25 protein-coding genes are annotated in these 26,733 nt (G+C 66.9%); 11 read left to right on the top strand and 14 right to left on the bottom strand.

Annotated features, from left to right (window positions below):
- Positions 1-57 precede the first annotated feature (57 nt).
- The 12 genes from AC1KVE_RS13800 to asnS form a co-directional block, all read right to left on the bottom strand.
- Positions 58-744, bottom strand: a complete 687-nt coding sequence (locus tag AC1KVE_RS13800) for a DUF2461 domain-containing protein (RefSeq protein ID WP_024940671.1) — start codon at positions 742-744, stop codon at positions 58-60.
- On the bottom strand, positions 741-2,186 hold the full coding sequence (sbcB, locus tag AC1KVE_RS13795) for an exodeoxyribonuclease I (RefSeq protein WP_184455566.1): 1,446 nt from the start codon (positions 2,184-2,186) through the stop codon (positions 741-743). Before sbcB ends, AC1KVE_RS13800 begins: the two co-directional genes overlap by 4 nt.
- 106 nt (positions 2,187-2,292) lie before the next feature.
- Entirely contained in the window at positions 2,293-3,660 is a 1,368-nt protein-coding gene (locus AC1KVE_RS13790; RefSeq protein WP_184455567.1) for an FAD-dependent oxidoreductase, read from the bottom strand.
- A gap of 172 nt (positions 3,661-3,832) precedes the next feature.
- Positions 3,833-5,104 (bottom strand): kynureninase, encoded by a 1,272-nt coding sequence (kynU, locus tag AC1KVE_RS13785; RefSeq protein ID WP_184455569.1) that lies wholly within the window; start codon positions 5,102-5,104, stop codon positions 3,833-3,835.
- Between the two features lie 34 nt (positions 5,105-5,138).
- Positions 5,139-7,280 carry an FUSC family protein gene (locus AC1KVE_RS13780; protein WP_481092222.1) on the bottom strand — a complete coding sequence of 714 codons (2,142 nt, stop codon included), beginning with the start codon at positions 7,278-7,280 and terminating at the stop codon, positions 5,139-5,141.
- Positions 7,281-7,479: 199 nt separating this feature from the next.
- Positions 7,480-8,010, bottom strand: a complete 531-nt coding sequence (locus AC1KVE_RS13775) for a 3-hydroxyanthranilate 3,4-dioxygenase (protein WP_184455573.1) — start codon at positions 8,008-8,010, stop codon at positions 7,480-7,482.
- An 85-nt stretch (positions 8,011-8,095) separates the two neighbouring features.
- Positions 8,096-8,758: a carbonate dehydratase gene (gene can / locus AC1KVE_RS13770; RefSeq protein WP_016902447.1), complete on the bottom strand. Its 663-nt coding sequence runs from the start codon at positions 8,756-8,758 to the stop codon at positions 8,096-8,098.
- A gap of 90 nt (positions 8,759-8,848) precedes the next feature.
- Positions 8,849-9,487: an FMN-binding negative transcriptional regulator gene (locus tag AC1KVE_RS13765; RefSeq protein ID WP_184455575.1), complete on the bottom strand. Its 639-nt coding sequence runs from the start codon at positions 9,485-9,487 to the stop codon at positions 8,849-8,851.
- Between the two features lies 1 nt (position 9,488).
- On the bottom strand, positions 9,489-9,815 hold the full coding sequence (locus tag AC1KVE_RS13760) for a hypothetical protein (protein WP_184455577.1): 327 nt from the start codon (positions 9,813-9,815) through the stop codon (positions 9,489-9,491).
- Positions 9,812-10,117 (bottom strand): hypothetical protein, encoded by a 306-nt coding sequence (locus AC1KVE_RS13755; RefSeq protein ID WP_047125582.1) that lies wholly within the window; start codon positions 10,115-10,117, stop codon positions 9,812-9,814. The genes AC1KVE_RS13760 and AC1KVE_RS13755 overlap by 4 nt, the downstream gene beginning before the upstream one ends.
- The gene (locus AC1KVE_RS13750; protein WP_184455579.1) at positions 10,114-10,323 is read right to left on the bottom strand and encodes a hypothetical protein; all 210 of its coding nucleotides are present in this window, start codon (positions 10,321-10,323) and stop codon (positions 10,114-10,116) included. Before AC1KVE_RS13750 ends, AC1KVE_RS13755 begins: the two co-directional genes overlap by 4 nt.
- 1 nt (position 10,324) lies before the next feature.
- Positions 10,325-11,719, bottom strand: coding sequence for an asparagine--tRNA ligase (gene asnS / locus AC1KVE_RS13745; protein WP_039511777.1), 1,395 nt, complete (start codon positions 11,717-11,719; stop codon positions 10,325-10,327).
- Between the two features lie 206 nt (positions 11,720-11,925).
- On the opposite strand from asnS, the gene AC1KVE_RS13740 reads away from it, so the two are divergent.
- The 7 genes from AC1KVE_RS13740 to AC1KVE_RS13710 all read left to right on the top strand — a co-directional run bounded on the left by AC1KVE_RS13740 (position 11,926) and on the right by AC1KVE_RS13710 (position 19,137).
- Positions 11,926-12,264, top strand: coding sequence for a HesB/IscA family protein (locus tag AC1KVE_RS13740; protein ID WP_016904198.1), 339 nt, complete (start codon positions 11,926-11,928; stop codon positions 12,262-12,264).
- A gap of 419 nt (positions 12,265-12,683) precedes the next feature.
- Positions 12,684-13,118 (top strand): 30S ribosomal protein S6, encoded by a 435-nt coding sequence (gene rpsF, locus AC1KVE_RS13735; RefSeq protein ID WP_006451585.1) that lies wholly within the window; start codon positions 12,684-12,686, stop codon positions 13,116-13,118.
- An 11-nt stretch (positions 13,119-13,129) separates the two neighbouring features.
- A complete protein-coding gene (gene rpsR, locus AC1KVE_RS13730) occupies positions 13,130-13,360 on the top strand; it encodes a 30S ribosomal protein S18 (RefSeq protein ID WP_005991243.1) in 231 nt (76 codons plus the stop codon).
- A gap of 234 nt (positions 13,361-13,594) precedes the next feature.
- On the top strand, positions 13,595-14,044 hold the full coding sequence (rplI, locus tag AC1KVE_RS13725; RefSeq protein WP_016904199.1) for a 50S ribosomal protein L9: 450 nt from the start codon (positions 13,595-13,597) through the stop codon (positions 14,042-14,044).
- A gap of 208 nt (positions 14,045-14,252) precedes the next feature.
- Positions 14,253-17,756, top strand: a complete 3,504-nt coding sequence (smc, locus tag AC1KVE_RS13720; RefSeq protein ID WP_054592266.1) for a chromosome segregation protein SMC — start codon at positions 14,253-14,255, stop codon at positions 17,754-17,756.
- Between the two features lie 56 nt (positions 17,757-17,812).
- Positions 17,813-18,544, top strand: coding sequence for a cell division protein ZipA (zipA, locus tag AC1KVE_RS13715; RefSeq protein WP_065032401.1), 732 nt, complete (start codon positions 17,813-17,815; stop codon positions 18,542-18,544).
- 188 nt (positions 18,545-18,732) lie between these two features.
- Positions 18,733-19,137 (top strand): hypothetical protein, encoded by a 405-nt coding sequence (locus tag AC1KVE_RS13710; RefSeq protein WP_184455581.1) that lies wholly within the window; start codon positions 18,733-18,735, stop codon positions 19,135-19,137.
- 207 nt (positions 19,138-19,344) lie between these two features.
- On the opposite strand, the gene AC1KVE_RS13705 is transcribed toward AC1KVE_RS13710, so the two are convergent.
- Positions 19,345-20,469: a pyridoxal phosphate-dependent aminotransferase gene (locus AC1KVE_RS13705; protein WP_184455583.1), complete on the bottom strand. Its 1,125-nt coding sequence runs from the start codon at positions 20,467-20,469 to the stop codon at positions 19,345-19,347.
- Between the two features lie 176 nt (positions 20,470-20,645).
- Here AC1KVE_RS13705 and ligA point away from each other — a divergent pair, with 176 nt between their 5' ends.
- From ligA to AC1KVE_RS13690, 3 genes are all read left to right on the top strand, one after another.
- Positions 20,646-23,147, top strand: coding sequence for an NAD-dependent DNA ligase LigA (gene ligA / locus AC1KVE_RS13700; protein WP_184455585.1), 2,502 nt, complete (start codon positions 20,646-20,648; stop codon positions 23,145-23,147).
- Positions 23,144-24,106 carry an EF-P lysine aminoacylase EpmA gene (gene epmA, locus AC1KVE_RS13695; protein WP_481092223.1) on the top strand — a complete coding sequence of 321 codons (963 nt, stop codon included), beginning with the start codon at positions 23,144-23,146 and terminating at the stop codon, positions 24,104-24,106. The genes ligA and epmA overlap by 4 nt, the downstream gene beginning before the upstream one ends.
- 156 nt (positions 24,107-24,262) lie before the next feature.
- Entirely contained in the window at positions 24,263-24,949 is a 687-nt protein-coding gene (locus AC1KVE_RS13690) for a DUF3011 domain-containing protein (RefSeq protein ID WP_024939845.1), read from the top strand.
- A gap of 277 nt (positions 24,950-25,226) precedes the next feature.
- Here the strand turns inward: AC1KVE_RS13690 and AC1KVE_RS13685 are convergent, their stop codons facing one another.
- On the bottom strand, positions 25,227-25,550 hold the full coding sequence (locus AC1KVE_RS13685; protein ID WP_481092224.1) for a hypothetical protein: 324 nt from the start codon (positions 25,548-25,550) through the stop codon (positions 25,227-25,229).
- 34 nt (positions 25,551-25,584) lie between these two features.
- Here AC1KVE_RS13685 and mtnA point away from each other — a divergent pair, with 34 nt between their 5' ends.
- Positions 25,585-26,649, top strand: a complete 1,065-nt coding sequence (gene mtnA, locus AC1KVE_RS13680) for an S-methyl-5-thioribose-1-phosphate isomerase (protein ID WP_039812638.1) — start codon at positions 25,585-25,587, stop codon at positions 26,647-26,649.
- Positions 26,650-26,733 lie beyond the last annotated feature (84 nt).

The following is a 26,733-nucleotide window of genomic DNA, read 5'->3' as shown; positions in this document are numbered from 1 at the left end:
GCTTCGGTGTGCCGGTCGCCGGCGCCGCGTCGATGGCCGTCGGCGCCGCGCGATCCATCAAAATTCCAGATCCAGCGCGGCGCACAGGTAATCGACGAACGGCGCCAGCACCACCAGGTCGGCCTCGATGGTCTGGCGCAGGCGCGGGCCGGTCATGACGGCATCGTCGAGATGACGCAGGTACGCCCAGTTGCGATGCTTGAGATCGTCGATGAACTCGAACTCGTTGGGAAAACCGCGCGGCGCGCGCACCAGTTTCTCGCTGTCGTCCAGCGCGAACTTGCGGCGCAGTCTGGGTTCGTAGGCGGCCGCTTTCCAGTTGGCGGGATTGTCGAAAATGAACTGGCGCAGCTTGCGCTGGGTGTCCGGCTCCGGATGCCACAGCCCGGCACCGACGAAGCTCTCGCCCGGCTGCAGATGGATATAGAACGACGGCGCCGGCACCTGGCGGCGGCGCTCATGGAACAGGCGCGCGCCCTGCCAGTTCTTGTACGGCGATTTGTCGTTGGAAAAACGCGCATCGCGGTAGATGCGAAACAGCGAGCCGCCCTGGGTCTTGGGATCGGCGCGATAGTGCTCGCTGACCTCGGCCAGGGCCGGCTGCAGGTCGGTGATGAGCTGCAGGAACGGCTGGCGCACATGCGCCTCGTACTGATGCCGGTGATCGTTGAACCAGGTCTTGTCGTTGTGGCGCGCCAGTGCGCGCAGGAACTTGAAACTGGCGTCGGAAAAATAGGTGGTCATAGCGTGCGTTGGAGGTCCAAACCCCAGGCGGCGAGCTGATCGAGCAGGGACTGCTTGGTAGCATCGTCTGGGTGAGCAAGCCGTAAATCCGCGATCTGCGCATGGAACTGATCAAGCGTGACCTCGCCCAGGCCACGGTCGTCGAGCAGGCGTTGACGGCGATAGACATTCCAGCGTTCCTGCTCTTCGAACGACAGCGTCTGCGGCCAGTTGCGCGCGCGGTAGCGGAACAGCAACTCGACCAGGCGCGGGTCGCGGAAGCGCGACTCCAGCGCGCCCAGTTCGGCCGGCGCACTGGCGCGCACCTGCGCCAGCAGGCGCTTGTCGCCTTCGGCCAGGAAGCCGTCGTAGAGCGAGGCATCGGCATCGTTGACCGCCGGCGCCGCAGCGCGTTCGTTGCCGTACACCTGGCGCACTTTTTCGGCCAGCTCAGGGCCGAGCTCGCGCAGGCGTGCAGCCTTGGCCAGCACCGCGTCGTGGTCGATGCCCAGGCGCTGGAAATCCGCTGCGCGCAGATGCTGCCAGGCCACCAGCGCCGGCGACTTGTTCAAGTGCACTTCCTTGAGCGGAATGCGCTGCTCGCCCTCGGGCAGGTCGGCGGCGCGGATATACAGCCGGTCGGCGATCTCGTCCGGGCTCAGGCGCAACAGCACTTCAGGGTCGCCATCCAGATCGAACACGATCACGCGGCTGTCGATGCGCGGATGGCGCGTCAACGGCAGCACCGCGGCGGCGCACATGCGCGAGGCGGGATAGCGCTGCGAGATATGCAGCACCGGTTGCATCGCGATGACGTCCAGCAGCGTCGCCGCAAAGCGCTTGTCGCGCAGGCGCAGCGCGTAGTCCCACAACTTGGGTTGATGCTGCTGGAACCTGCGCGCCATGCCGATGGTGGCGTACACGTCCGACAGCGCCTCGTGCGCGTCGCCTTCGCGCACTGCGTTGGCATCGGCCAGGTGTTCGAGCTTGAACGAGGTGGCGCCGTCTTCGCGCTGCGGCCAGACGATGCCGTCAGGGCGCAGCGCATGCACCAGCCGCAACACGTCGAGCAGGTCCCAGCGCGAATTGCCGCCGCGCCACTCGCGCTCGTACGGGTCGTAGAAATTGCGGAACAGCCCGCAGCGCACGAACTCGTCGTCGAAGCGGATCGAGTTGTAGCCCAGCGTGCAGGTCTGCGGCCGGCTCATCTGGTCGGAGATGCGCGCGAACGCTTCGGCCTCGCTCACGCCTTCGCGCAGTGCGTGTTGCGGGGTGATACCGGTGACCATGGTCGCGTACGGCGAGGGCAGCAGATCGTCGGCCGGTTGCACGTAGAAACTGATCGGCTCTTCGATCACGCGCAGTTGCGCATCGGTACGCACCGCGGCGAACTGTGCGATGCGCGTGCGGCGTGGATCCTGGCCGAAGGTTTCCAGGTCGTAGAAGAGAAAGCTGTCAGGCATGCCGTATGAAATCCAGGTCCGTGGCGCACTGCGCAGGGCGCCGCCAGTGCTGCCTAGTATCTCTTATCCGCACCTACACCTGCTGACGCCGGCCTGCGCGGGTGGATCAGTGCGCGCCTTCCAGCGGCTGCAGGCGCGCATGCACGACCGCTTCCAGCGCGGCCCAGTCGATGCGCGACAGGTCGCTGTGCCCGCGCGTGGCCTCGACCAGGATCTGGCGCTGGATCTCGCTGCGCGCCAGGGCGATCGAGTAGCGCGTGCGCAGGAAGGTCACCATCGTGTAATGCGGCACGAAACGGGTGGGCCAGCGCGCCTGCAATTGCTGTTCGAGCGCGCGTTGCAGCAGGAAATCGGGATCGTCGACGCGGTCGCGCATCTCCAGGTAATTCTCCAGCGCCATCTGCTGGATCGCTGCGGCGTCGTCACGGCGTGCGGCCTGGAACGCGGCAAACGCGGTCTCCAGATCCTCGTGCGCATCCAGCTGCTCTGCCAGCGCCACGCAATCTTCGAAGGCGCAGTTCATGCCCTGGCCGTGGAACGGCACCATCGCGTGCGCGGCGTCGCCGATCAGCAGTGCGCGGCCGCCCAGATGCCAGCGGTCCAGGGTGAGGGTGCCGAGCAGGCCGGGCGGATGTTCTTCCCAATGCTCCTTGAGCTGCGGGATCAGCGGCAGGGCATCGGGAAAATCACGCGCAAACAGGGCCAGCGCTTCGTCGCCGGTACGCGTGGTGGCAAAGCTGGGGTCGCCGGCGTTGGGCAGGAATAGCGTGACGGTGAAGGTGCCGCCGTCGTTGGGCAGCGCGATGCACATGTAGCGCCCGCGCGGCCAGATATGCAGCGCATTGCCTTCGATGCGGAAACCGCCACCGGGCAATGGCGGAATTTCCAGCTCCTTGTAGGAGTGATCGAGGAATTCGGTGCGCTCACCCAGCGGCGACTTGCGCTGCATCGCCGCGCGCAACGCCGAGCCGGCACCATCGCTGCCAATCAGGCTCTGGAAGTGGATTTCGTGCGGCTGGTCGTCGCGGTCGTCGATGAAGCGCGCATAGCCGGCATCGAAGTCCACCGTGTGCAGGCGGCGATAGAAATGCACGCGCGCGCCAGCCTGTTCGGCCAGATCGAGCAGTGCGACATTCAATGCGGCGCGGTGGATCGACCAGATCACCTCGCTGTCGTCGCGTCCATAGCGTTGCAGCTGCGGTTCGCCGATCAACGGATGCACCATGCGCCCGCGCATCATCACCGCCTTGGCCATCACTGCGTCTTCGGCACCGGCCTGACGCAGCGCATGGCGGCCGCGCTCGGCCAGCGCCAGGTTGATCGAGCGGCCGGACTCGTAGCCCTTGATGCGCGGATCGCCGCGGCGCTCGTAGACGGTGACCTGCCAGCCGCGACGCGACAACAGGATGGCCAGCAGGCAACCGGCCAGGCCAGCGCCGATCAAGGTCAGGGAACGGGGAGAGACTGCGCTCAATGCGGTATCCGGCAGCGGCCGGACGCAAGTGCCGGCGAAGGGGGAGAACGTGGATGGCTGGCAACGGCACCTGCCGCGATCAGCCAGGTGCGGGTTCGGAGTGTACGTGCGCGTGTGCCGGTTCCGGCCCACGCACCGATCTGGTCGATGGCACAGTCTGTGCCGCGTGTGCTCAGGCGCTGGCCCAGGTTTCCACCTGTTCGACCAACCGATGCAGATCGCTGAAGCGGTTGTACAGCGGCACCGGTGCGATGCGGATCACGTCCGGCTCGCGCCAGTCGCCGAGCACGCCGACCGACTGCAGGTACTCGAACAGCGAGCGCCCCTGCGCGCGGCCACCGGCCACCCGCAACGACAACTGGCAGCCGCGTTGCGCCGGCGCGGCCGGGGTGACGATCTGCAGCACCTGCGGCACGCGGGCGTGGATCAGCTGTTCCAGGTGCCCGGTGAGTTGTTCGGACTTGGCGCGCAGCGCCGGCATGCCGGCCTGATCGAACAGCTCCAGCGACGCACGCAGTGGCGCCAGCGCCAGCACCGGCGGATTGCTCAGCTGCCAGCCTTCGGCGCCAGGCGAGGGCACGAACTGCGGCTCCATGCGGAAGCGGCTCTGCTGCTCGTGTCCCCACCAACCGGCCATGCGCGGCAGGTCGCTGTTGGCATGGCGTGCGTGCACGAAACAGCCACCCACCGCGCCGGGGCCGGCGTTGAGATATTTGTAGTGGCACCACACCGCGAAATCCGCGCCGTCGTCGTGCAGCGTCAACGCGATATTGCCGACCGCATGCGCCAGGTCGAAACCCACCATCGCGCCCTGCGCGTGTGCCAGCCGCGCGATTTCGCCCAGCTCGAAGGCCTGGCCGGTGCGGTACTGGATGCCGGGCCACAGCACCAGCGCCAGCCGCGGACCGTGCCGTGCGATGGCATCGGCGATCGCCGCCATCGATACCGTGCCATTGGGTTGGTCGGCTTCCACTTCGATCAGCTGCGTGGCCGGATCCAGCCCATGCAGGCGCAGTTGCGATTCCACCGCATGGCGGTCGGACGGAAACGCGCCGGCTTCGATCAGGATGGCGCCCCGCTCGGGTGTGGGCCGGTAGAAGCTGGCCATCATCAGATGCAGGTTGACGCTCAGCGTGTTCATCGCGACCACTTCGCCGGGCTGTGCGCCGACCACGCGCGACAGGCCATCGCGCACCAGCTGGTGATAGGTCAGCCACTGGGTGGGACCGGTGAAGTGGCCTTCCACCGCGAGCGCGCCCCACTGGTCGAGCACCTCGGCCACCATCGCGCGCGCGCCGCGAGGCTGCAGGCCCAGCGAATTGCCGACGAAATAGGTCTGGTCCTGGCCGGCATGCTGCGGGAACACGAAGTCATCGCGCAGGTGGCGCAGCGGGTCGGCGGCGTCCACCGCAACGGCATGGGCGCGGGACAGCAGGTCGGTCATGATCACGGCTCGCAACGCAGGTCAGTGACGCAGTTTACCCGCCGGCACCGTGTGCGCCGTCATGCGCGGCCGCTGGCTCGGCTGCAGCGCTGGTCGAGGCTGGCCGGGCAGGGCGCAGTAGATGCGTCAAGGTGCCGATACTGTCGGTGATGCGGTCGATGGTGTCGGCCAGTGCGGCGGTGGCGGGCGAGCCGTCGGGCAGGGCGGCCAATGCATCGGACAGCTGGCGCTCGGCGCTGCGCAAGGTGGCCGCGGCGGGAATGCCGCCGTCGACCAGGCAGGCGATCAGCTCGGACAATGCCTGGTCGGCCTGTTGCGCGAAGGCGGGCAGCGCTTCCAGCGCAGGCAGGGGATGGCCGTCGCGCAGCACCGCCTCCAGCGACAGGGTGGCGCGGATCAGCCGGTTGCCGTTGGCCAGCAACGATTCGGCGAGTTTGAGCTCGTGCAGATTGCGTCGGCTGCGTGGCTCGCCGCGCAGGCGTTCGATCGAGGCCTGCGCGTTGGTGCGCGCCACGCGTGCGGCAGCGCGGGTGTCGCCCAGATCGTCCATCCTGCCGAGCAGCAGATTGCGCAGATGATCGCGATAGGCGCTCAGCAACTGTGCCAGTGACGCGCGGATATGCCGGCGCTCGCGCGTGGGCCACACCGCGTAGGCGATCAACGCCCAGGCACTGCCGGCGACCGTGGCCTGCAGACGCGCACCGATGGCCTCGCCCGGTGCCACGCCTTCGAACGACAGCAGCAGCACCAGCATGCCGGTCAGAAACGCCACGCCGATGCCGTAGTTCACCTGCGTCAGCAGGCGGAAGCCCAGGCAGAACAGCGCCAGCAACGCCAGGCGGACGCTGGCGCCGTCCATCGCCAGGTGCGCCAGCAAGGTCGCCACCAGCAGGCCGACGAAGGTGCCGGCCACGCGCAAGGCGCCGAAGCTGAAAGTGCCGCCGAAATCCGGCTTGAGCACGATGGCGGTGGTCATCGGAATCCAGAAGCCGTGCGGGATCTGCTGCCAGCGCTGGAAGGCGATCGCCAGCGCCAGGCACACGCCGCAACGCAAGGCATGCCGGAACGCCACCGAGGACAGATCCAGGTTCGCGCGCAGCGTGGCCCAGGTCGCTGCGGGCCGCAGCGCCGCCGGCAGGCGCGCTTCGGCCAGCTGCGCCTGGATCTCGCCACGGCTGCTGGCCCAATGCGCGTTGCGGATCAGGGCGCGCAGCTGGCCGCCCAGGCCTTGCGCGCGCGCCACCGCCACGCGCACCAGCCGGCGCTCGCGGGTATCGGCGTTGTCGTGCTGGAACTGCGCCAGTGCGGCGACCAGATCGTCGAAGCCGGTCATCGAGGCATTGGCGGCGAGCGGGTCTTCGCCCACCGTCATCGCATGCGCGAGCTGTTCCAGCACGATGGCGCTGCGTTCGAGCACGCGCTCGATCGCCGGGCGCGCCTGCGAGTCGGTCAGGCGGGTATCGACATCGGCCAGCGACAGCAGCTCGAGCCGTACGCGCTCGCACAGCTCGGCGATGATGCGGAAGCTCTGCACGGCGATCGCGCGCGAGCGATGCTCGCCATGCAGCATCACCATCGCATCGAGCACTTCCTGGGTGGCCGGTGGCGGGGCGCTGGCTTCCGGACGCTGGCGTGCGATGCCGGCCAGTTGACGCATCAGGTCGGCCAGCGCGAAGCGCTCCGGGCGATAGCGTTGCAATGGCCAGGCCGCCAGTGCCAGCACTACCTGGAGCAGGCCGCCGGCGAAGATCAATGCCGCCACGCCCGCGGCCTGCTGCACCGGCAGGCGCATGTCGGCGCTGACCACCAGCAGGATCATGCTGGTCAGCCCCACCCGCGCTGCCACCGGGCCCAGTGCCACCAGCAAGCCGCCGCCAAGGCCGAGCAGCAACCCGGCGATCACCAATGCCGGGGTGTTGTGGCCGACCCAGATGCCGAGCAACGCAGCCAGGCCCGCTGCCAGCGCGGCCATCAGCATGCGTTGCAGGCGCGCGCGATACGGGCCGGGCTGGTCGGTGAACATGGTGTTGAGCGCGCCGGTACACACGGCCAGACCGGCGGCGACATGCCCGGTGGCCACGCCGACCGCCAGCGGCAGCACCACCGCGGCGGTGTTACGCAACGCAACGCGCAATGGCACGTCGCGCGGCTTGAGGTCGATCAGCGTGCGCAGCATGGCATGGGGTTCAATGCGGACGCACGGCGCGGCTGCGGCGCGTGCACACGCTCGACACACGGTGCGCTGCGCGCAGCTGCATCGTCATTGCGTTGCGCGGCATTGCGAGGGCGCGGCGGCGCGCCGATGGCCACCGCCGAGCGAATGCGCTCGAAGACCTGTGCGACGCGTGCCTGGAATTGCCTCGGCCATCGCCCACTCATGCCTCGACAGTGGCATAGCGCTCCGGCGCAGGGTGCAGATGCCCGCACTGGCTGCAGGTGCGCAGCGCGAGCGAACGGTAGAAATGATCGAACACCGGCGGAAAATCGGTTTCGATGTCCTGCAGCGGAAACATCGCCTCGTACAGTTTGTGATTGCACTGCGGGCAATACCACTGCAGGCCGTCCTGCTCGTTGGGCAAGCGCTCGCGTTCGATCACCAGGCCGATCGAGCCGGCCGCGCGTTGCGGCGAATGTGGCACCTTCGGCGGCAGCAGGAAGATCTCGCCGGCGCGGATCGGGATGTCGCGTGCCACGCCTTCGTCCTGCACCTTCAGCACCATCTCGCCTTCGAGCTGGAAGAACCACTCCGCGCCTTCGTCGTAGTGATAGTCGGTGCGCGCGTTCGGCCCACCGACGATCATGATGATGAAGCCGTCCTGCTGGATGCATTTGTTGCCCACCGGCGGCTTGAGCAGGTGGCGGTGTTGCTCGATCCAGGCTTGCAGGTTGATCGGCGGGACCAGCATCGACGTTCCTCGGCAAAGAAGACGTCCAGCATAGCCAACCGACGGCGCCGATGGGCGCCGCGGCTGGATGGCGTGCGGGTGCGGCTCAGCGTTCGGCGTGATCGGCCTGGATGCGCGCCAGTGCGGCGTCGTAGCGTTCCTGCAGCAGTTCCGGGCGGTCGATCGACATGCCCAGGTCGTGCGCACGTCCGTCGCGCAGGCTGTAGACCCAGCCATGCACCTGCAGTGCCTGGCCGCGGTCCCAGGCGTCGCGCACGATGGTGGTGCGGCACACATTGACCACCTGCTCGAGCACGTTGAGCTCGCACAGGCGCGCGTGCTGCACCGGCAGGTCGCCCGCGTCGTGCAGGCAGGCCTCGTGCTTGTCGGCCACATCGGTGACGTGACGGATCCAGTTGTCGACCAGGCCCATGCGCTTCTGGGTCAGGCTGGCGAACACGCCGCCGCAGCCGTAATGGCCGACCACCAGGATGTGCTTGACCTTGAGCACGTCGACGGCGAACTGGATCACCGACAGGCAGTTCAGGTCGGTATGCACCACCACATTGGCGATGTTGCGGTGGACGAACACCTCGCCCGGGGCCATGTCGATGATCTGGTTGGCCGGCACGCGCGAGTCCGAGCAGCCGATCCACAGGTACTCGGGCGTCTGCTGGGTGGACAGCTTGGAGAAGAATTCCGGGTCCTCGCGGCGGATGCGCTCGGACCAGGCACGGTTGTTTTCAAGCAAATGGTTGAGCTCGTTCATGCGCGCAGTATTCCAGAGGAAGGAGGGCAGTGTGTGATCGACAGATGAGCGAGAAGCGGTGTTGCAGAAATCGGTGGTGTGCCGCGCCGCTCAGACCGCGCGGTCGCGTGCAAGCAGGGCATCGCGCATCAGCGACGCCACCTCGCGGGAGTCGGCCGATGCCTGTTGCTGCAATGCATCGCTCACGGCCGCCACATTAGCGGCCGGATGGTTCTGGCTGAGCTTGAAGGTCAGCTCGATGCGGCTGGGAACGAAGCGGAAGCCGACCAGGCCGCGTAACTGGCGGCGGTGGCTGTCGCGCTGCATCTCGAACAGCCAGTCGCTGCCGACGCGTTGTTCGAAGTGGGTGCTCATGCGGCCGATCAGCTCGCCCAGCGCCGCCTCATCGCTCACCTGCTCGCAGCGTCCATGCAGATGCGCCACGGCGTAGTTCCAGGTCGGCACGCGTGCGGCCGCTTCCTTGTCCGGATACCAGCTGGGCGACACATAGGCATGCGGGCCCTGCACCACCAGTACCGCGTCGCCGGGGCTGCGTGCCTGCGGATTGGGGCGCGCCCAGTGGCCTTCGATGACCACGGATTGCGCATCGCGTCGGTACAGCACCGGCAGATGCGAGATCGCCGGCTGTCCGTCCTCGCCGTGGCTGATCAGGGTGACGAACGGGTCGCGCGCGATCAGCCAGTCCAGCAAGGCCAGATCGGTCTGCGCGAACGCGCGTGGGGCGTACATGTCAGGCGCGACCGCCCAGGGTCAGCACCATGCGTTCGCGTAGGTCCGCATCGTCGTCGCCACGCGGCGGCGAGACCTCATCGAGCGAGAAGCCACGCATCAGCGCGTCTTCTTCGTCCAGCCCGTCGAGCGCGACGAATTCGGCATCGAACAAGGCCGCGCGGGCGCTGTCTTCGCTGTCGTAGGGCAGGATCTTGCCGTCGCTGTCCAGGACTTCGGCGGTACCGGCCTGCTTGACGCGCAGGCGCGCCCAGATCAGCGTGCGGCCGATCGTGGCCAGCCACCACGAATCGTGGTCGTCATCTGCGGTGTCTTGCGGAGTATTCATGGCATTACCTTGGAAAGCAGGCCGAGCAGGGCTGCCATGCCCAGGCCGAAAAAGATGGTCAGCAGCGACAGCCAGGCCGGCGTGGCCAGGCCGGACAGCGCACTGTCGCGATGGCTGCGGTAGCGCCGCGCCAGCAACCAGCGCAGCGCCGCAGGACTGATGAAGGCCGGCTCGCCGAAGCTGGCCAGCGCCTCGGGATGTCGGTCGCGCAGGTGCACCAGCGTCAGCGGCCAGAAGATCAGCAAGGCGGTGAGGCCGGCAACGGCCACACCGACAAAACACAGTGCGAAGAACAGGGTCATGTGCCCGCCAGCATCAGTGCGAGTTGGGGAAGTGCTGCGCCGATCACCAGCGCAGTGATGGTCCACCATAACGGACGCACGGCGCGGATGATCGCCCTGCGTGCCGTGTCACCCTGCCACCACGCGCTGGCACCCGGATGTGCGGCTGCCAGCAACGCCGCCGCGAAGGCCAGCAACTGCAGCGTGGCGGCGGCCAGCAGGCTCACATCAGAACTCGGCGCTGCCCGGCGCGCGCGGGTAGGGGATGGCGTCGCGGATGTTGCTCAACCCGCACACGTAAACCACCAGGCGCTCGAAGCCCAGGCCGAAGCCGGCATGCGGCACCGAGCCGTAGCGACGGAAATCGCGGTACCAGCTGTAGTGCTCCTGGTCCAGGCCGAACTGCGCCATGCGTGCATCCAGCACATCCAGGCGCTCTTCGCGCTGGCTGCCGCCGATGATCTCGCCGATGCCCGGCGCCAGCACGTCCATCGCCGCGACGGTCTTGCCGTCGTCGTTCAGGCGCATGTAGAAGGCCTTGATGTGCTCGGGGTAGTTGGTCACCACCACCGGGCGGCCGATATGTTCCTCGGTCAGCCAGCGCTCGTGCTCGGTCTGCAGGTCCAGACCCCATTCGACCGGGAAGTCGAACTTCTTGCCCGAGTTCTGCAGCAGCTTCACCGCCTCGGTGTAGTCGATCTGCTCGAACGGGGCATTGATGAAGGCTTCCAGTTTGGCGATCGCGTTCTTGTCCACGCGCTCGGCCAGGAATGCCAGATCGTCGCCACGCTCATCGAGCACCGCGCGGAACAGGTACTTGAGGAACTGCTCAGCCAGGCGCGCGTCTTCGGCCAGATCGGCAAAGGCGATTTCCGGCTCGATCATCCAGAATTCGGCCAGATGGCGCGTGGTATGGCTGTTCTCGGCGCGGAAGGTCGGGCCGAAGGTGTAGACCTTGCTCAGCGCCAGGCAGTAGGCCTCCACGTTGAGCTGGCCGGACACGGTCAGGAAGGTTTCCTTGCCGAAGAAGTCGCGGCTGAAATCCACCGCGCCGCTGGCATCGCGTGGCAGGTTGACCATGTCCAGCGTGGAGACGCGGAACATCTGCCCGGCGCCTTCGGCGTCGGAGGTGGTGATGATCGGGGTGCTGATCCAGTTGAAGCCGTTCTGGTGGAAGAAGCGGTGCACCGCCTGCGCCAGGCAGTTGCGGATGCGGGTGACCGCGCCGAATAGGTTGGTGCGCGGGCGCAGGTGCGCCACTTCGCGCAGGAACTCCGGCGACATCGGCTTGGGCTGGATCGGGTAGGTCAGCGGGTCTTCGACCCAGCCGACGATCTCCACGCCGCTGGCCTGGATCTCGAACGACTGGCCCTTGCCCTGCGACTTCACCAGCACGCCCTTGGCGATCAGCGAGCAGCCGCTGGTCAGGCGCTTGATCTCGTCGAAGTTGGGCAGGGTGTCGTTGGCCACCACCTGGATCGGAGCGAAGCAGGAGCCATCGGTCACGTTGATGAAGGCCAGTCCGGCAGATCCGCGCAGCGTGCGCACCCACCCCCGTACCGTGACTTCGCCGCCTTCCGGGAGTTTTCCCGCAAGCGCATGTTCAACGCTGACCACCGTCATGACTTGTCCTCGCCGTAGCGACTTTGAATGGTCTGCGAGTTTACTGGCTGCGGGCGCGCTGGCGCGAGCATCTGAACCGCTTGTGGATGCTCGCGCTTGTCCAAGGCCGGACATGGCCCCATCTGGGGAACACGTCGTCGCAGCGGCTGCAGCCCCGGTGATTGCAGCCTCGCTATACTTGCCACCATCGTTTCCGGAGCACCCCCATGGCCATCAGCCTCACCCCCGCCGCGCTGGAGCGCGTGCAGCGTTTCGTGCAGCAGACCCCGGGGACGCTGGGTCTGCGCTTTGGCGTGACCAAGACAGGTTGCTCGGGCTGGGGCCATGTCACCGACCTGGCGCGCGAGAAACGCGACGACGACGCGGTGTTCGAGCAGGAGGGCGTGCGCATCTTCGTCGACCCGGTCAGCCTGCCGCTGGTCGATGGCACCTGCATCGATTTCGGCAAGCACGGCCTGAGCGAGACCTTTACCTTCCGCAATCCCAACGCGACTGCCGAGTGCGGCTGCGGGGAAAGTTTCACGACCGAAGCCGAGCATCGCTGAGCTCGCTGGTGCGCGCTATTCCTTCTCCCACCGGGCGAAGGCGCCCGAAGGGCGGATGAGGGTACGGGGCGAAGCCTCGCGCGGTTAGACGTCACCAGTGGCTTCGCCGCGGACCCTCACCCCAACCCCCGCGCCCCGGCCCGCGCTTGCGGCGCGGGCGTTCCAAGGCACGCGCGCCAGTAGCGCGCAAGCGGTGCCTTATCGCCCCGGCGGGAGAGGGGCTTAAGCAGTCACCACGTAGATGTTACGTTCTTAGGCTCAGCCGCTGGCTCGGCCCAGTTGCGGCTAAGCGCTTGAACTGCCATACTTTCCTGCTTCCTGCCCGGTTCCGGGTGGGAATCCTTGCTCCACCGGCCGCCTTGCGCGGGTCACCGGGGAGCTGTCCGGCCCACGTGGCCACATCCGAAAGGTAATACAACATGAGTCGTCATTACGAAGTCGTGTTCCTGGTCCACCCGGATCAGAGCGAGCAGGTCCCGGCCATGATCGAGCGCTACAAGTCGCTGATCGAGGGCGGTAACGGCACCATCCACCGTCTGGAAGACTGGGGCCGCCGTCAGCTGGCCTACCCGATCCAGAACCTGGTGAAGGCGCACTACGTGCTGCTCAACATTGAAGTCGACCAGGCCGTGCTGAGCGAGCTGGTGGAAAGCTTCCGCTTCAACGATGCGGTGCTGCGTCACCTGGTCGTCAAGCGCGATGGCCCGGACACCGAGCAGTCGCTGATCATGAAGAGCAAGGACGAGAAGGGCGACAAGCCCGAGCGTAGCGAGCGTCGTCGTCGTGATGACGATGAGGGCGATGCTGCACCTGCCGCCACCGATACCGACGGCGACAACGCCGAAGCCGCCTAAGGAGCGCTGTCATGTCCAAGTTCTTCCGTCGTCGCAAGTTCTGCAAGTTCACCGCCGAGGGCGTGAAAGAGATCGATTACAAGGATCTCAACACCCTGCGTCAGTACCTCACCGAGAACGGCAAGATCGTGCCGAGCCGCGTGACCGGTACCAAGTCCAAGTACCAGCGTCAGCTGGCCACGGCCGTCAAGCGCTCGCGTTTCCTGGCGCTGATCCCGTACACGGACAATCACGACGTTTAATCCGAGTCGTTGATGTGAGTTCCTCACAAGAGCCCGCACGGTTGTATGTGAGTCCCTCACAAGAGCCCGCACATCCATGTGCGGGTTATTAAAAATATAGAGGCCGGTCATTCGAGATGCGGTGTTGATCGTGCTCTTGCGATTCCCAAATCCCGATTCCCGAATCCCGTCTTTTCGGACAGCAAACGTTGCGTCGGCCAAAGTGCCGGCGCTAACGAATAACGGAGCACCACCATGGATCTGATTCTTCTGCAGAAAGTGACCAACCTCGGCGGCCTGGGCGACAAGGTCAGCGTCAAGCCGGGTTACGGCCGCAATTTCCTCGTGCCGCAGGGCAAGGCCGTTCCGGCCACCGCTGCCAACGTTGAAGCGTTTGAAGCCAAGCGTGCCGATTACGAAGCCAAGGCCAACACCATCCTGGCCGACGCACAGAGCCGCGCCGGCAAGTTCGAAGGCGCCAGCGTCACCATCGGCGCGCATGCGTCGACCGAAGGCAAGCTGTATGGCTCGGTCGGCCCGCGCGACATCGCCGAGGCGTTCACCGCCGCCGGCCTGCCGCTGGAAAAGAGCGAAGTGATCCTGGGCGAAGGCGCATTCCGCAATGTCGGCGAGTACGACGTTGTGCTGCACCTGCATGCTGATGTGGAAACCTCGGTCAAGGTCATCGTCGAATCCGACGCCTGATCCACGCTGCATGCTGTACCCGAAGGGCGCCTGGTTAGGCGCCCTTCGTCTTTCTGCGGCCACGCCAGCGATGCCAGGGCCGCTATACTCATGCTCCATTGCCGGTTCCACGGCCCATAGATCTTGTGGATCAAGGGCTTAGGGGGCGGCTTCACAGGAAAAAGCGCCTGCCGGCCTCGCCCGTGCGGTGCCCGGAACCTTCAGTCCCATGCGCCTGTCCACGATCAAACTGTCCGGTTTCAAGTCGTTCGTCGACCCGACCACGTTGCACCTGCCCACCAACATGACCGGCATCGTCGGTCCCAACGGCTGCGGCAAGTCCAACATCATCGACGCGGTGCGCTGGGTGATGGGCGAAAGTTCGGCCAGCCGCCTGCGTGGCGACTCGCTGACCGACGTGATCTTCTCCGGCTCCTCGGCGCGCAAGCCGGTGTCGCAGGCGACGGTGGAGCTGATCTTCGACAATTCCGATCACACCATCAGCGGCGAGTTCGCCTCGTTCAACGAGATCTCGGTCAAGCGCCTGGTCAGCCGCGACGGCAACAGCGCCTACTACCTCAACGGCACCAAGTGCCGGCGCCGCGACATCACCGACCTGTTCCTGGGCACCGGCCTGGGGCCGCGCAGCTACTCGATCATCGAGCAGGGCATGATCAGCCAGATCATCGAGGCGCGCCCGGAAGACCTGCGCGTGTACCTGGAAGAAGCCGCCGGCATTTCCAAGTACAAGGAGCGCCGCAAGGAAACCGAAACGCGCATCCGGCATACCCGCGAGAACCTCGATCGCCTGGGCGACCTGCGCGAAGAGATCACCAAGCAGCTGGCGCATCTGCAGCGCCAGGCGCGCCAGGCCGAGCAGTATCAGGCCCTGCAGGAAGAGCGCCGGATCAAGGACGCCGAGTGGAAGGCGCTGGAATACCGCGGCCTGGATGGCCGGTTACAGGGCCTGCGCGAAAAACTGAATCAAGAAGAGACCCGGCTGCAGCAATTGATCGCCGAACAGCGCGATGCCGAGGCGCGGATCGAAACCGGGCGCGCGCGTCGCGAGGAAGCCGCCGAAGCGGTGGCCAAGGCGCAGGCCGATGTCTATCAGGTCGGTGGCGCACTGGCGCGCATCGAGCAGCAGATCCAGCATCAGCGCGAACTCTCGCATCGCCTGCACAAGGCGCGTGACGAGGCGCAGAGCCAGTTGCAGGAGCTGACCCAGCACATCAGCGGCGATTCGGCCAGGCTGGCGGTATTGCGCGAGGCGGTGGACGCTGCCGAACCGCAACTGGAACAGCTGCGCGAAGACCACGAATTCCGCCAGGAGTCGCTACGCGAGGCCGAGGCGCGCCTGGCCGACTGGCAGCAGCGCTGGGAAACCCATAACCGCGACACCGGCGAAGCCTCGCGTGCCGGCGAAGTGGAGCGCACGCGCGTCGATTATCTCGATCGCCAGTCGCTGGAGGCCGAGCGCCGCCGCGAAGCGCTGGTCAACGAGCGCGCCGGGCTGGACCTGGATGCGCTGGCCGAGGCGTTCGAGCAGATCGAGCTGCGCCACGAAACCCAGAAGACCTCGCTGGACGGGCTAACCGAGCAGGTCGAAGCGCGCAAGCACGCGCTCGGCGGGCTGCAGGAACAACAGCGCGCCAGCCAGGGCGAACTGGCCGACGTGCGCAAGCAGGCGCAGGCCGCGCGTGGTCGGCTGTCGTCGCTGGAAACCCTGCAGCAGGCCGCACTCGGCCAGGAGCAGGGCGCCGCAGTGGCGTGGCTGAAGTCGCGCGGGCTGGATTCTGCCGCACGTGTCGGCGAGCGCATCACGGTCGAAAGCGGCTGGGAAAACGCGGTGGAAGGCGCGTTGGGGCAGTTGATCGAAGGCGTGCTGGTGGATGCGCCGGAACAACTGGTCGATGCGCTGGGCGAATTGGGCGAGGGCCGCATCGCGCTGGTGTCCGGTGCCAGCGACAACGCGAGCTTCGCGCCGACCTCGCTGGCGGCCAAGGTGCAGGGGCCGATCGCGATCCGTCGCCTGCTCGCGCGCCTGCACGCGGCCGAGGATCTGGAGGCCGCGCGCACGCTGCAGCGCAGCCTGCCCGAAGGCGATTCGGTCATCACCCGCAGCGGCGAGCGGCTGGGCGAGGGCTGGGTGCGGGTGTCGCGCTCCGGTGCCGCCAAGCAGGGCGCCTTGCTGCGCGAGCGCGAGATCCAGGAGCTGCGTGCGCAGATCGAAACGCTGCAGGAGCGCGAGGCCGAACTCGAGCAGCGCCTGGGTAGCTTCCGCGAGCAACTGCTGGCGGCCGAGCAGCAACGCGAAGATGCGCAGCGCCAGTTGTACATGGCGCACCGCAGCGTGTCCGAGCTGGCCGGCCAGCTGCAGAGCCAGCAGGGCAAGGTCGATGCCGCGCGCACGCGCATCGAACGCATCGAAAACGAATTGTCGCAGCTGCTGGAAACGCTGGACACCAGCCGCGAGCAGGCACGCGAGGCACGCGCCAAGCTCGAAGACGCGGTGACCCTGATGGGCGACCTGCAAGGCACTCGCGAGGCGCTGGAGAACGAACGCCGTCAGCTCACCGATGCGCGCGATCAGGCCCGCGATGCTGCACGTGGCGTGCGCGATGCGATGCATGCATTGGCACTGACGCTGGAATCGCAACGTACCCAGATCACCTCGCTGAGCCAGACGCTGGAACGCATGGACAGCCAGCGCGGCCAGCTCGATACGCGCCTTGAGGACCTGGTCGCCCAGCTCAGCGACGGCGACTCACCGGTGGAAACGCTGGAGCACGAGCACCAGGCCGCGTTGAGCGAGCGTGTACGCACCGAGCGCGTGCTGAGCGAAGCGCGCACCATGCTCGAAAGCATCGATGGCGAGCTGCGCAGCTACGAGCAGACCCGCCAGCAGCGCGACGAACAGGCGCTGGCCCAGCGCGAGCGCATCTCGCAGCGCAAGCTCGATCAGCAGGCGCTGGTGCTCAGCGCAGAGCAACTGGAGGCCGCCGTGGTGAAAGCCGGCTTCGTGCTCGAGGACGTCGTCAATGGATTGCCGGAAGCAGCGAACGTGGCCGAGTGGGAGGCGGCGGTCGGCCAGATCGACGGCCGCATGCGGCGGCTGGAACCGGTCAACCTGGCCGCGATCCAGGAGTACGGCGAAGCGGCGCAGCGTTCGGAATATCTGGACGCACAGAATCTGGATCTCAACACCGCACTGGAGACGCTGGAAGAGGCGATCCGCAAGATCGACCGCGAAACCCGCGGCCGCTTCAAGGACACCTTCGACCGGGTCAATTCCGGCGTCCAGGCGCTGTATCCGCGCCTGTTCGGCGGTGGCCACGCGTATCTGGAGCTTACCGGCGAAGACCTGCTCGACACCGGCGTGACCATCATGGCGCGCCCGCCGGGCAAGCGCGTGTCCAGCATCTCGCTGCTGTCCGGTGGCGAGAAGGCGATGACCGCGGTGGCGCTGGTGTTTGCGATCTTCCAGCTCAATCCCGCGCCGTTCTGCCTGCTCGACGAGGTGGACGCGCCGCTGGACGAAGCCAATGTCGGCCGCCTGGCCAACATGGTGCGAGAAATGAGCGAGAAGGTGCAGTTCCTGTTCGTCAGCCACAACAAGGCCACGATGGAGGCTGCGCGCCAGCTCTCCGGCGTGACCATGCGTGAGCCGGGCGTCAGTCGCCTGGTCAGCGTGGACCTGGAAGAGGCCGCACGTTTGGCGGGTGCGGCATGACGTGCCATGCTTGTCGGAATATCGACACCTGTCACTCTTATGCGGAGGCACGCTGAATGTCCGACATGGCCATGATCCGGATCGGGATCCTGATCGCTGGACTGCTGCTGGTCGCGGCCATCTTCCTGTTTGGTCGCCCGAAAAAATCGCCACAAGGGCGCCGGGTCGACAAGGACGACGGGCAACCGCGCGAGCGCCGCGAGCCGGTGATCTCCAGCGAGCCTGGCGTGGAGGGCGACCCGTTCGAGCGCAATGAAGGCGCCGAGCAAAGCGAACTGAACCTGGACGATGCCGATACGGCCGGCGGCAACGATGTCGGCAAGCGGCCCAACCAGGATTTCGACAAGATCGTCTCGCTGTTCGTGGCCGCCAAGGCCGGCCAGGTGCTGCGCGGCGAAGATGTGGTGGTCGCTGCGGAGAAGACCGGGCTGGTGTTCGGTCACATGAATGTCTTCCACCGTTTGGTGGAGGGGCATCCGGAGCGCGGGCCTATCTTCAGCATGGCCAGCATCCTCAAGCCCGGCAGCTTCGACATGGCCAACATCCGCGAGATGCAGACCCCGGCGATTGCGTTCTTCCTCACCTTGCCGGCGCCGATGACCGCGCTGGATGCCTGGGAAAAGATGCTGCCGACCGTGCAGCGCATGGCTGAACTGCTCGACGGCGTGGTGCTGGACGACAGCCGCAATGCGCTGGGCCGCCAGCGCGTGGCGCATATCCGCGACGAACTGCGCGCCTACGATCGCCAGCACCAGGCACCGCCGCTGACCAAGTCGCCGCGCTGGTGAGTGCGTATTGCTTTCAAGTGTGCGCTGCTGGTGATGTGCGTGGGTGGTGATTGCGCACCGCTGGTGATCGAGCGTCGCTGAGTCAGTGATTGCGAGCCATTGACCGCGAGTCATCCCGACCGTGAGTCGTCCATACGCGGTCTAAGTCGCGACCTGCCGCAGGACGCGTCCTAGCGTAGAGGTGAACGATGTGGAGCTTGCAGGGCGCGCTGGCGGTGCTGATGTTGCTGGCGGTGTGGGCCATCCTGGCCGCACCGCTGCTATGGATGGCGTCGCGGATTGCGCTGCGTTTGCGCAAAGGCGCGTCGACAAGCCCACATCGCGCGCAATGGAGGTCGATCGGGTTTGCCGCTGCAGTGGCGCTGCTGGTTGCGCCAGTGCCAACGCCCATCGTCACTGTCTTCCTGCCGCATGCGATCGCGCTGTTGGATGCCAGCTACTACGCGCGCATCTTTCAGGGCCCGCCGATGCTGCGCCAGCTCCTGGTGTGGATTGCGGTGTCGATGGCGCTGACGTTTGCGCTCAGCTACGTGTGGATCCGGCGCATGTTGCGTCCGAATGCTGCCGCGCCGTTTCCAACTCCCACGCGATAGGAAATCAACGCCCCTCTCCGGCGGGAGAGGGGTTGAGGTGAGGGTACGGAGGCGAAGCAGTGCAGCAGTCGGTGATTCAGGTCTGATGGCGCGTGGCGACGCGTTTGTCATTACAGGTGATGGTAGATCTCTTAGGCGCACCCTCATCCGCCCTTTCGGGGCACCTTCTCCCGAGAGGGGAAGTGATGGCCACTCTGTGCTTGGCGATCAGCGCTTGGCCTTGGTAAACGCCTCGCGAAAGCGCAGCATCTCCGCCTCGGTGCCGACGCTCACGCGCACGCGCTTGGGCCAGATCGGCCAGCTGCGGCCGACGATGACGCCCTGTTTCTGCATCGAATCGGCGAACACGCCAGCGTCGCGCTTGACGTCGAGCAGGAGGCAATTGGCCTGCGTGGGCAGGCAGGTGTAGCCCTTGCTCTTGAGCCAGGCGATGGTGTCGTCGCGCACGCGGGCGTTCTCCGCGCGGCGGGTCTGCACCAGCTGCGGGTCGCGCAGGCTGGCGATGCCGGCGGCCATTGCCGGTACCGACAACGGGTTGCTGCCCAGGCTGGCGAGCTTGGTCTGCAGCCCCGGCGGCGCCAGCGCGGCGCCCAGGCGCAGGCCAGCCATGCCGTAGAGCTTGGAGAAGCTGCGCAGCACGATCAGGTCCTGGCGCTGGCGCACCAGGTCCGCCATGGACGGCTCGTTGCTGTAGTGGATATACGCCTCGTCGACCACCAGCACTGCGCTGGCCGGCTTGTTGGCCAGCAGCCACTCGATGTCGGCGCGCGGGGTGATGGCGCCGCTGGCGTTGCCGGGGTTGCACAGGTAGATCAGGCCGGCGGACGGGTCGGCCTTGGCCATCGCCTTGACGTCGTGCGCGCCATCGGCCCGCAGCGGCACCTTGCGTACCGGCACGCCGCGGGCGGTGGCGCTGTCGATGATCGGGTCGAAGCTCGGGTCGGCTACCACCAGCCCGGCACGTGCCGAGGTGAACAGGCTGCCGGCACGAAGCAGCGCGTCCCTGGAGCCGGGAAAGAACGCCAGATGATCGCCGGGCAGTTGCAGCTCGCCGGTCATCAGGTTGCGCAGGTCCTGCTCCATCTCGAACTGATAGCGGCCCGCACGTGCCAGCGAGCGCGTTGCCGCGTCCACTGCGGCGGGCGAGGGGCCGAGCGGATGCTCGTTGAGATTGAGAAACACCGCGCCCGCTGCCGGCGCCACGCCTGGCTTGGTTGGCGCAGCGGCACGCTTGCGGGCTGCCTCGGCTGCCGGTGCCAGTCCCAGTGCGGAGATCGCCACGCCAACGCTGGCAAGGCTGAGAAACGAACGGCGCGAAACGGGCAACGGCACGGTGAGCTCCAGGCGAGCAGGCAAAGAGGGCGCCACGCTAGCGGGTTTGTGCCTGTCTGCCTATCGGGAAATCGCTGCCGGGCTCGCTGTCGCGCGATTTGGTCGGTGGTCCGGCAGCACTTGCACACCGGCACGGCCCGTTAGAATGGGCGGCCCAGAGCCAGCCCAGCGATCGTATGACTGTCAGCCCGGATCCCGCTCAGCGCATCGACGCCCTGCGTCATCGTATCGAGGACGCCAACTACCGCTATCACGTGCTCGACGAGCCGCAGATGGCCGACGTCGACTACGACGGCCTGATGCGTGAACTGGAAGCCCTGGAGGCTGCGCACCCGGAGCTGGCCAGCGCCGATTCGCCGACCCAGCGCGTCGGCCACCTGGCCGCGTCGCGCTTTGCCGAGGTGCGGCATGCCCTGCCGATGCTGTCGTTGGGCAATGCCTTCAGCGACGAGGAAGTGACCGAGTTCGTACGGCGTATCAGCGAGCGGCTGGAGGTGAAGCAGCCGCTGTTCTCGGCCGAGCCCAAGCTCGATGGCCTGGCGATCAGCCTGCGCTACGAAAACGGCGAGTTCGTGCAGGGCGCAACGCGGGGCGACGGCGCCACCGGTGAGGATGTCAGCGCCAATCTGCGCACCGTCAAGGCGATTCCGCTGCGCCTGCGTGGTGAAGGCTGGCCGCAGGTACTGGAGGTGCGCGGCGAGGTGTACATGCCGCGCGCCGCCTTCGAGACCTACAACGCGCAGATGCGCCTGCAGGGCGGCAAGGTGCTGGCCAATCCGCGCAATGGCGCTGCAGGCTCGCTGCGTCAGCTGGATGCGCGCATCACTGCGCAGCGCCCGTTGAGTTTCTTTGCGTATGGCGTGGGCGAAGTGAGTGAAGGTGCGTTGCCGCAGACGCATTCGGCGATCCTGGCGCAGTTGCGTGCGTGGGGTTTCCCGGTCAGCGCCCTGGTCGAGGTGGTGCAGGGTAGCGACGGCCTGTTGGCGTACTACCAACGCATCGGTGAGGCGCGCGACGGCTTGCCCTTCGATATCGATGGCGTGGTCTACAAACTCGACGATCTGGCCGGGCAGCGCGAGATGGGCTTTGTCTCGCGCGCGCCGCGCTGGGCGATCGCGCACAAGTTCCCGGCGCAGGAGCAGTCCACCACGGTGGAGGCGATCGAGATCCAGATCGGCCGTACCGGTGCGGCCACGCCGGTGGCGCGGCTCAAGCCGGTGCATGTGGCCGGGGTCATCGTCACCAACGCCACGCTGCACAACGCCGACCAGATCGCGCGGCTGGATGTGCGCGTGGGCGATACGGTGATCGTGCGGCGTGCCGGCGATGTGATTCCCGAAGTGGCCGGCGTGGTTGCCGATCAACGGCCGCCCGGCACCCAGCCATGGCAGATGCCCACGCACTGCCCGGTCTGCGGGTCGGAGATCGTGCGCGAGGAAGGCGAGGCGGTGTGGCGCTGCTCCGGCGAGCTGACCTGCCCGGCGCAGCGCAAGGAAGCGTTCCGGCATTTCGTCTCGCGCCGCGCGATGGATGTCGATGGCCTGGGCGAAAAATTCATCGAGGTGCTGGTCGACAGCGGCGTGGTGCAGGGCGTGGCCGATCTGTATCTGCTCAACGTGGACCAGCTGCTGCAATTGCGCATGATCAGCACTGCCGAAAGCCCGCACGCGTTCCTGCGCGAGGCGCGCGAGCATCTGGCCAGCGGTGCGTACGGCCAGCTGGAAAACACCGTGGTCGGCATCGGTGTGGACCTGGCCGGCGAGCGCGAGGCGCCGCACACCTGGCAGGCGGATCTGTTGCGCGCCGGGCTGCCGGCGTTCGACTGGAACCGCAAGAAGATCGCCACCAAATGGGCGGAAAACCTGATCGAGGCGATCGAGCAATCGCGCGATACCACGCTGGAGCGTTTCCTGTTTGCGCTCGGCATCGAGCATGTCGGCGAGAGCACCGCCAAGGCCTTGTCGGCGTGGTTCGGCGATCTGGAGCTGATCCGCCATCTGCCGTGGCCGCTGTTCAAGCGCGTGCCCGACATCGGTGGCGAGGTGGCGCGCTCGCTCGGGCACTTCTTCGACCAGCCCGGCAATCAGCAGGCCATCGACGACCTGCTGCAACGTGGCGTGCGCATCGGCGATGCGCATCCGCCATCACCTAAACTGCGCGAGGCGCTGAGCTTTGCCAGCGTGCTGCAGGACATGGATATCCCCAAGGTGACGCCGGTGCGTGCGCAGCAGCTGGCTGCCGCGGTGGCCTCCTTCGATGCGCTGCGCAGCGCCGGGTCCGATGCCTTGTTGCAGGCCGGCGTTCCCGCGCCGGTGGTGGCGTCGCTGCTGCAATGGCTGGAGCGGCCGGAAAATGCGGCCTTGGCAAGCGCTGCGCAGCAGGCGATGGAAACGGTGCTGTCGCGTCTGCCCGACGCCGACGCGCTGCAAACCGGCCCGCTCGACGGCCAGACCGTGGTGATCACCGGGACCCTGGCCGCGCTCACCCGCGATGCGGCCAAGCAACGGCTGGAAGCGCTGGGTGCCAAGGTCGCCGGCAGCGTCTCCAAGAAAACCGCGTTTCTGGTGGCCGGCGAAGAGGCCGGGTCCAAGCTGGACAAGGCGCAGTCGTTGGGCGTGGAGATCTGGGACGAGGCGCGCTTGCTGGCCTTCCTCGGCGAGCACGGCCAGCAACCATGAGCGCGATGCAGGTCGATCTGGACGCGTTGCGGTTGCGCGCGCGGCTCAACGCGCTGATCCGCGCTTTCTTCGCCGAGCGCGACGTGCTGGAAGTGGAGACGCCGGTGCTGTCGGAGGCCGGCAACACCGAGCCGAATATCGAGAGCTTCAGCACGCGCTTCAGCGGCCATGTCGATGCCGGCGCGCCGGTGCGCTGGTTGCGCACCTCGCCGGAATATCCGCTCAAGCGGCTGCTGGCGGCCGGGGTGGGCGATTGCTACGAACTGGGGCGGGTGTTCCGCAATGGCGAGGCCGGCGGCCGCCACAATCCCGAGTTCAGCATGCTCGAGTGGTACCGGGTGGGTTGGGACGATCGCGCCCTGGCGCAGGAGACCGTTGAGTTGGTGCGCTGCGCGCTTGCGCTGGTCGGGCGCCAGGCGCAGGTGCAGGTGCTGAGTTATCGCACGCTGTTCGTGCAGGCGCTGGGCATCGACCCGCTAAGCGATTCGATCGAAACGCTGCGCGCACCGCTACACGACATCGCCATCGATCCGGATGGCCTGACCCGCGACGACTGGCTGGATCTGCTGATGACCCATCGCCTCCAGCCGGGCTTTGCCAGCGACACGCTGACCGTGGTGCACGACTGGCCCGCCAGCCAGTGCGCATTGGCGCGCATCCGCCCCGACGAGCCGCCGGTGGCCGAGCGCTTCGAGCTGTATCTGGGCGCCTACGAGGTCGCCAACGGGTACCACGAGCTCAACGATGCGCAGGAGCAGCGGGCGCGTTTCATGCGCGATAACGCGGTGCGTGCGGCGCGCGGATTGCCGCAGCTGCCGGTGGATGAGCGGCTGCTGGCGGTGTTGTCGCAACTGCCCGATTGCGCGGGGGTGGCGGTCGGTGTGGACCGGCTGTTGATGGCCATGCGTGGCACCACGCAGATTGCCGATGTGCTGGCCTTCGCCTTCGCCCGCGCCTGACCCACGGCGGTACCCAGTGTCTGCGCGGCACCGGGCGCGCGCCCGTTGCCATCCCGCTGTCATCGCCACCGTATTGCTATCTTCACATCGATGATGCTCTCATCGTGGCGTCCACGGGGGCGCGGCGCAGAGTGTGTTTGGGTGAGGATTGTCGGCATGAAGTGGCTGATCAGCTTATGCGGTTTGTGGTGCTTGCCGCTGCTGATGCTGGCCGATGCGCGTGCAGCGGATCGCGCCGCCGGCGTGGTGCGCTGCGAGTCCAAGGACATGGCGCGCGTGCATTGTGCGATGGATACCGAGCACGGCGTCCAGCTGGTACGCCAGCTGTCCGAGACCAGTTGCATCCGTGGCAGCGAGTGGGACATCGAACGCGGTGGCGTCTGGGTCGAACAGGGCTGCCGTGCGGAGTTTGCGACCGCACGGGCGCTGAGCGCTCCGCAGATGCGCCGCGTGGTGCGCTGCGATTCCAACGGCGGCAAGGTGGTATGCCCGGTGGTGCTGCGTGGTGCGCCGGTGCGCCTGCTGCGCCAGCGCTCGGTGTGGCCGTGCAAGGAAGGCCGCAGCTGGGGTGCGCGCCGTAACGAAATCTGGGTCTCGCGCGGCTGCGATGGCGAATTCGAGGTCGCTGCCGAGGACGGTTCCGGGTTCGTGGCCATGCCACGCATGGTGACCTGCGAATCGAAGAAGGGCGCACGCCGCACCTGCGGGATCTCGGTGGAGCGCCAGGTGCGGGTAGGCCGGCAGATCTCCAAGAAGGAATGCGTGGAAGGCCAGACCTGGGGCTGGAGCCGCGACGGCGTGTGGGTCAACGACGGCTGCCGCGCCGAGTTCATCGTCGACTGATGGACTGACGAAGCCGCTGCTCTCCATCGCATAGGTGGCGTAACCAGCGCCGTGGCCCCCGTCAGCACGCGACCAGGTTGGTGAGGGTGTCTAGCCCTTGACCAGCTCTGCTTGGAACATCCAGACCACGCTGAAGCCCAAGCTCCCAGTTGTCTTGAGATGTGATTGAACGGGGTGCGGATGCGTCGGGTGTGGAGCGGGCGATCTGCGGCTTGGCCGCGGGGCCCTTGCCCGCCCACCATCGCGGGACACGCCGCAAGTACGTCCCTGTAGGCTCTTACGCGGCATCCATGCCGCGTAAGATCCCGCGACGGTAGGCGGGCAAGGACCTGTCGGGATGGTCGGTGTGCATGGTGCAAGCTGGGTATGACGTGCGCTGGTTGGAGCACTGTGCGTCGGCCAGCTTCTCTTTGCCTTGCCATTGCAAGCCCGGCAACTGAAAGGCGTTCAACACGCCACCCGCCAACTTCTCATCCGCCTCGCGCAGGCTGCGCAACGGGCTTCCAAGAAGCGGCAGGCCAACGTTCTGGCGCGGTGCGGGCACCGCGCACTCGACCAGTTCGGTTTGCGGCATCGCCGGCGGGCCGAGCGATGCGGCCACTGACTGGGCTGCCCGCGCGCCTTACAATGTCCGGATGAACGACAGCGCCCATATCGATTACGCCCGCTACGACCATATCCGCCCGCTGCTGTGGACGGGCGATGCCCTGGAACTGCTCGACCAGCGCAAGCTGCCCTTCGTGGTCGAGCATGTACGTTGCGACACCAGCGATGCCGTGGCCGAGGCGATCCATTCGCTGGCCGTGCGCGGCGCGCCGGCGATCGGCATTGCGGCCGGGTGGGGCGTGGTGCTGGCGGCGCGCGACATCGTTGCCGATGACGGCAGTGCGGCCCTGCAGAAGCTCGAACCGGCGCTGTTGCGGCTCAATGCCGCGCGTCCGACCGCGGTCAACCTGGCCTGGGCGCTGATGCGCATGCGTCGCGTGCTGGGCGCTGCCGGCGCCGACTGGCGCGAGGTGATCGCGCGCGAGGCGCAGGCCATCGCCGACGAAGACCTGGCGGCCAACCGGCATATGGGCGCGCTCGGTGCGTCGTTGATCGAGACCGGCAGCGGCGTGTTGACCCATTGCAATACCGGTTCGCTGGCCACCGCCGGCTTCGGTACCGCGCTGGGCGTGATCCGTGCCGGCATGGCGCAGCAGCGCATCGCCAAGGTGTTTGCCGGCGAGACCCGGCCGTGGCTGCAGGGCGCGCGCCTGACCGTGTGGGAGCTGCAGCAGGACGGCATCGACGCGACCCTGATCGCCGATTCGGCCGCCGCGCATCTGATGAAGTCCGGGCTGGTGCAGTGGGTCATCGTCGGCGCCGATCGCATCTGCGCCAACGGCGATACCGCCAACAAAATCGGCACCTATCAGCTGGCGATCGCCGCGCGCCACCACGGCGTCAAGTTCATGGTGGTGGCACCGTCGTCCACGGTGGACATGGACACCGCCAGTGGCGATCAGATCGAGATCGAGCAGCGCGATCCGGGCGAATTGTTCGGGGTCGGCGGCGTGCGCACGGTGGCCGATGGCATCAATGCCTGGAATCCGGTGTTCGATGTCACCCCCGGCAGCCTGATCGATGCGATCGTCACCGAACGCGGGGTGATCGCGCAGCCGGACCTGGCGCGCATGCAGGCGGCGTTCGGCGGCTGAGGCCAGTGCGGCGCACTATCGCCGCATCGTCCCGTCAAAATCCTGCAAGTGCTTGTTTCTGGCCGGTAAACCGGCGGCATCGTG

The organism is Xanthomonas sp. NCPPB 2864 (assembly GCF_056675615.1).
Note: the sequence above shows the minus strand (reverse complement) of the source record. Positions and strands in the feature narration are given on the sequence as shown.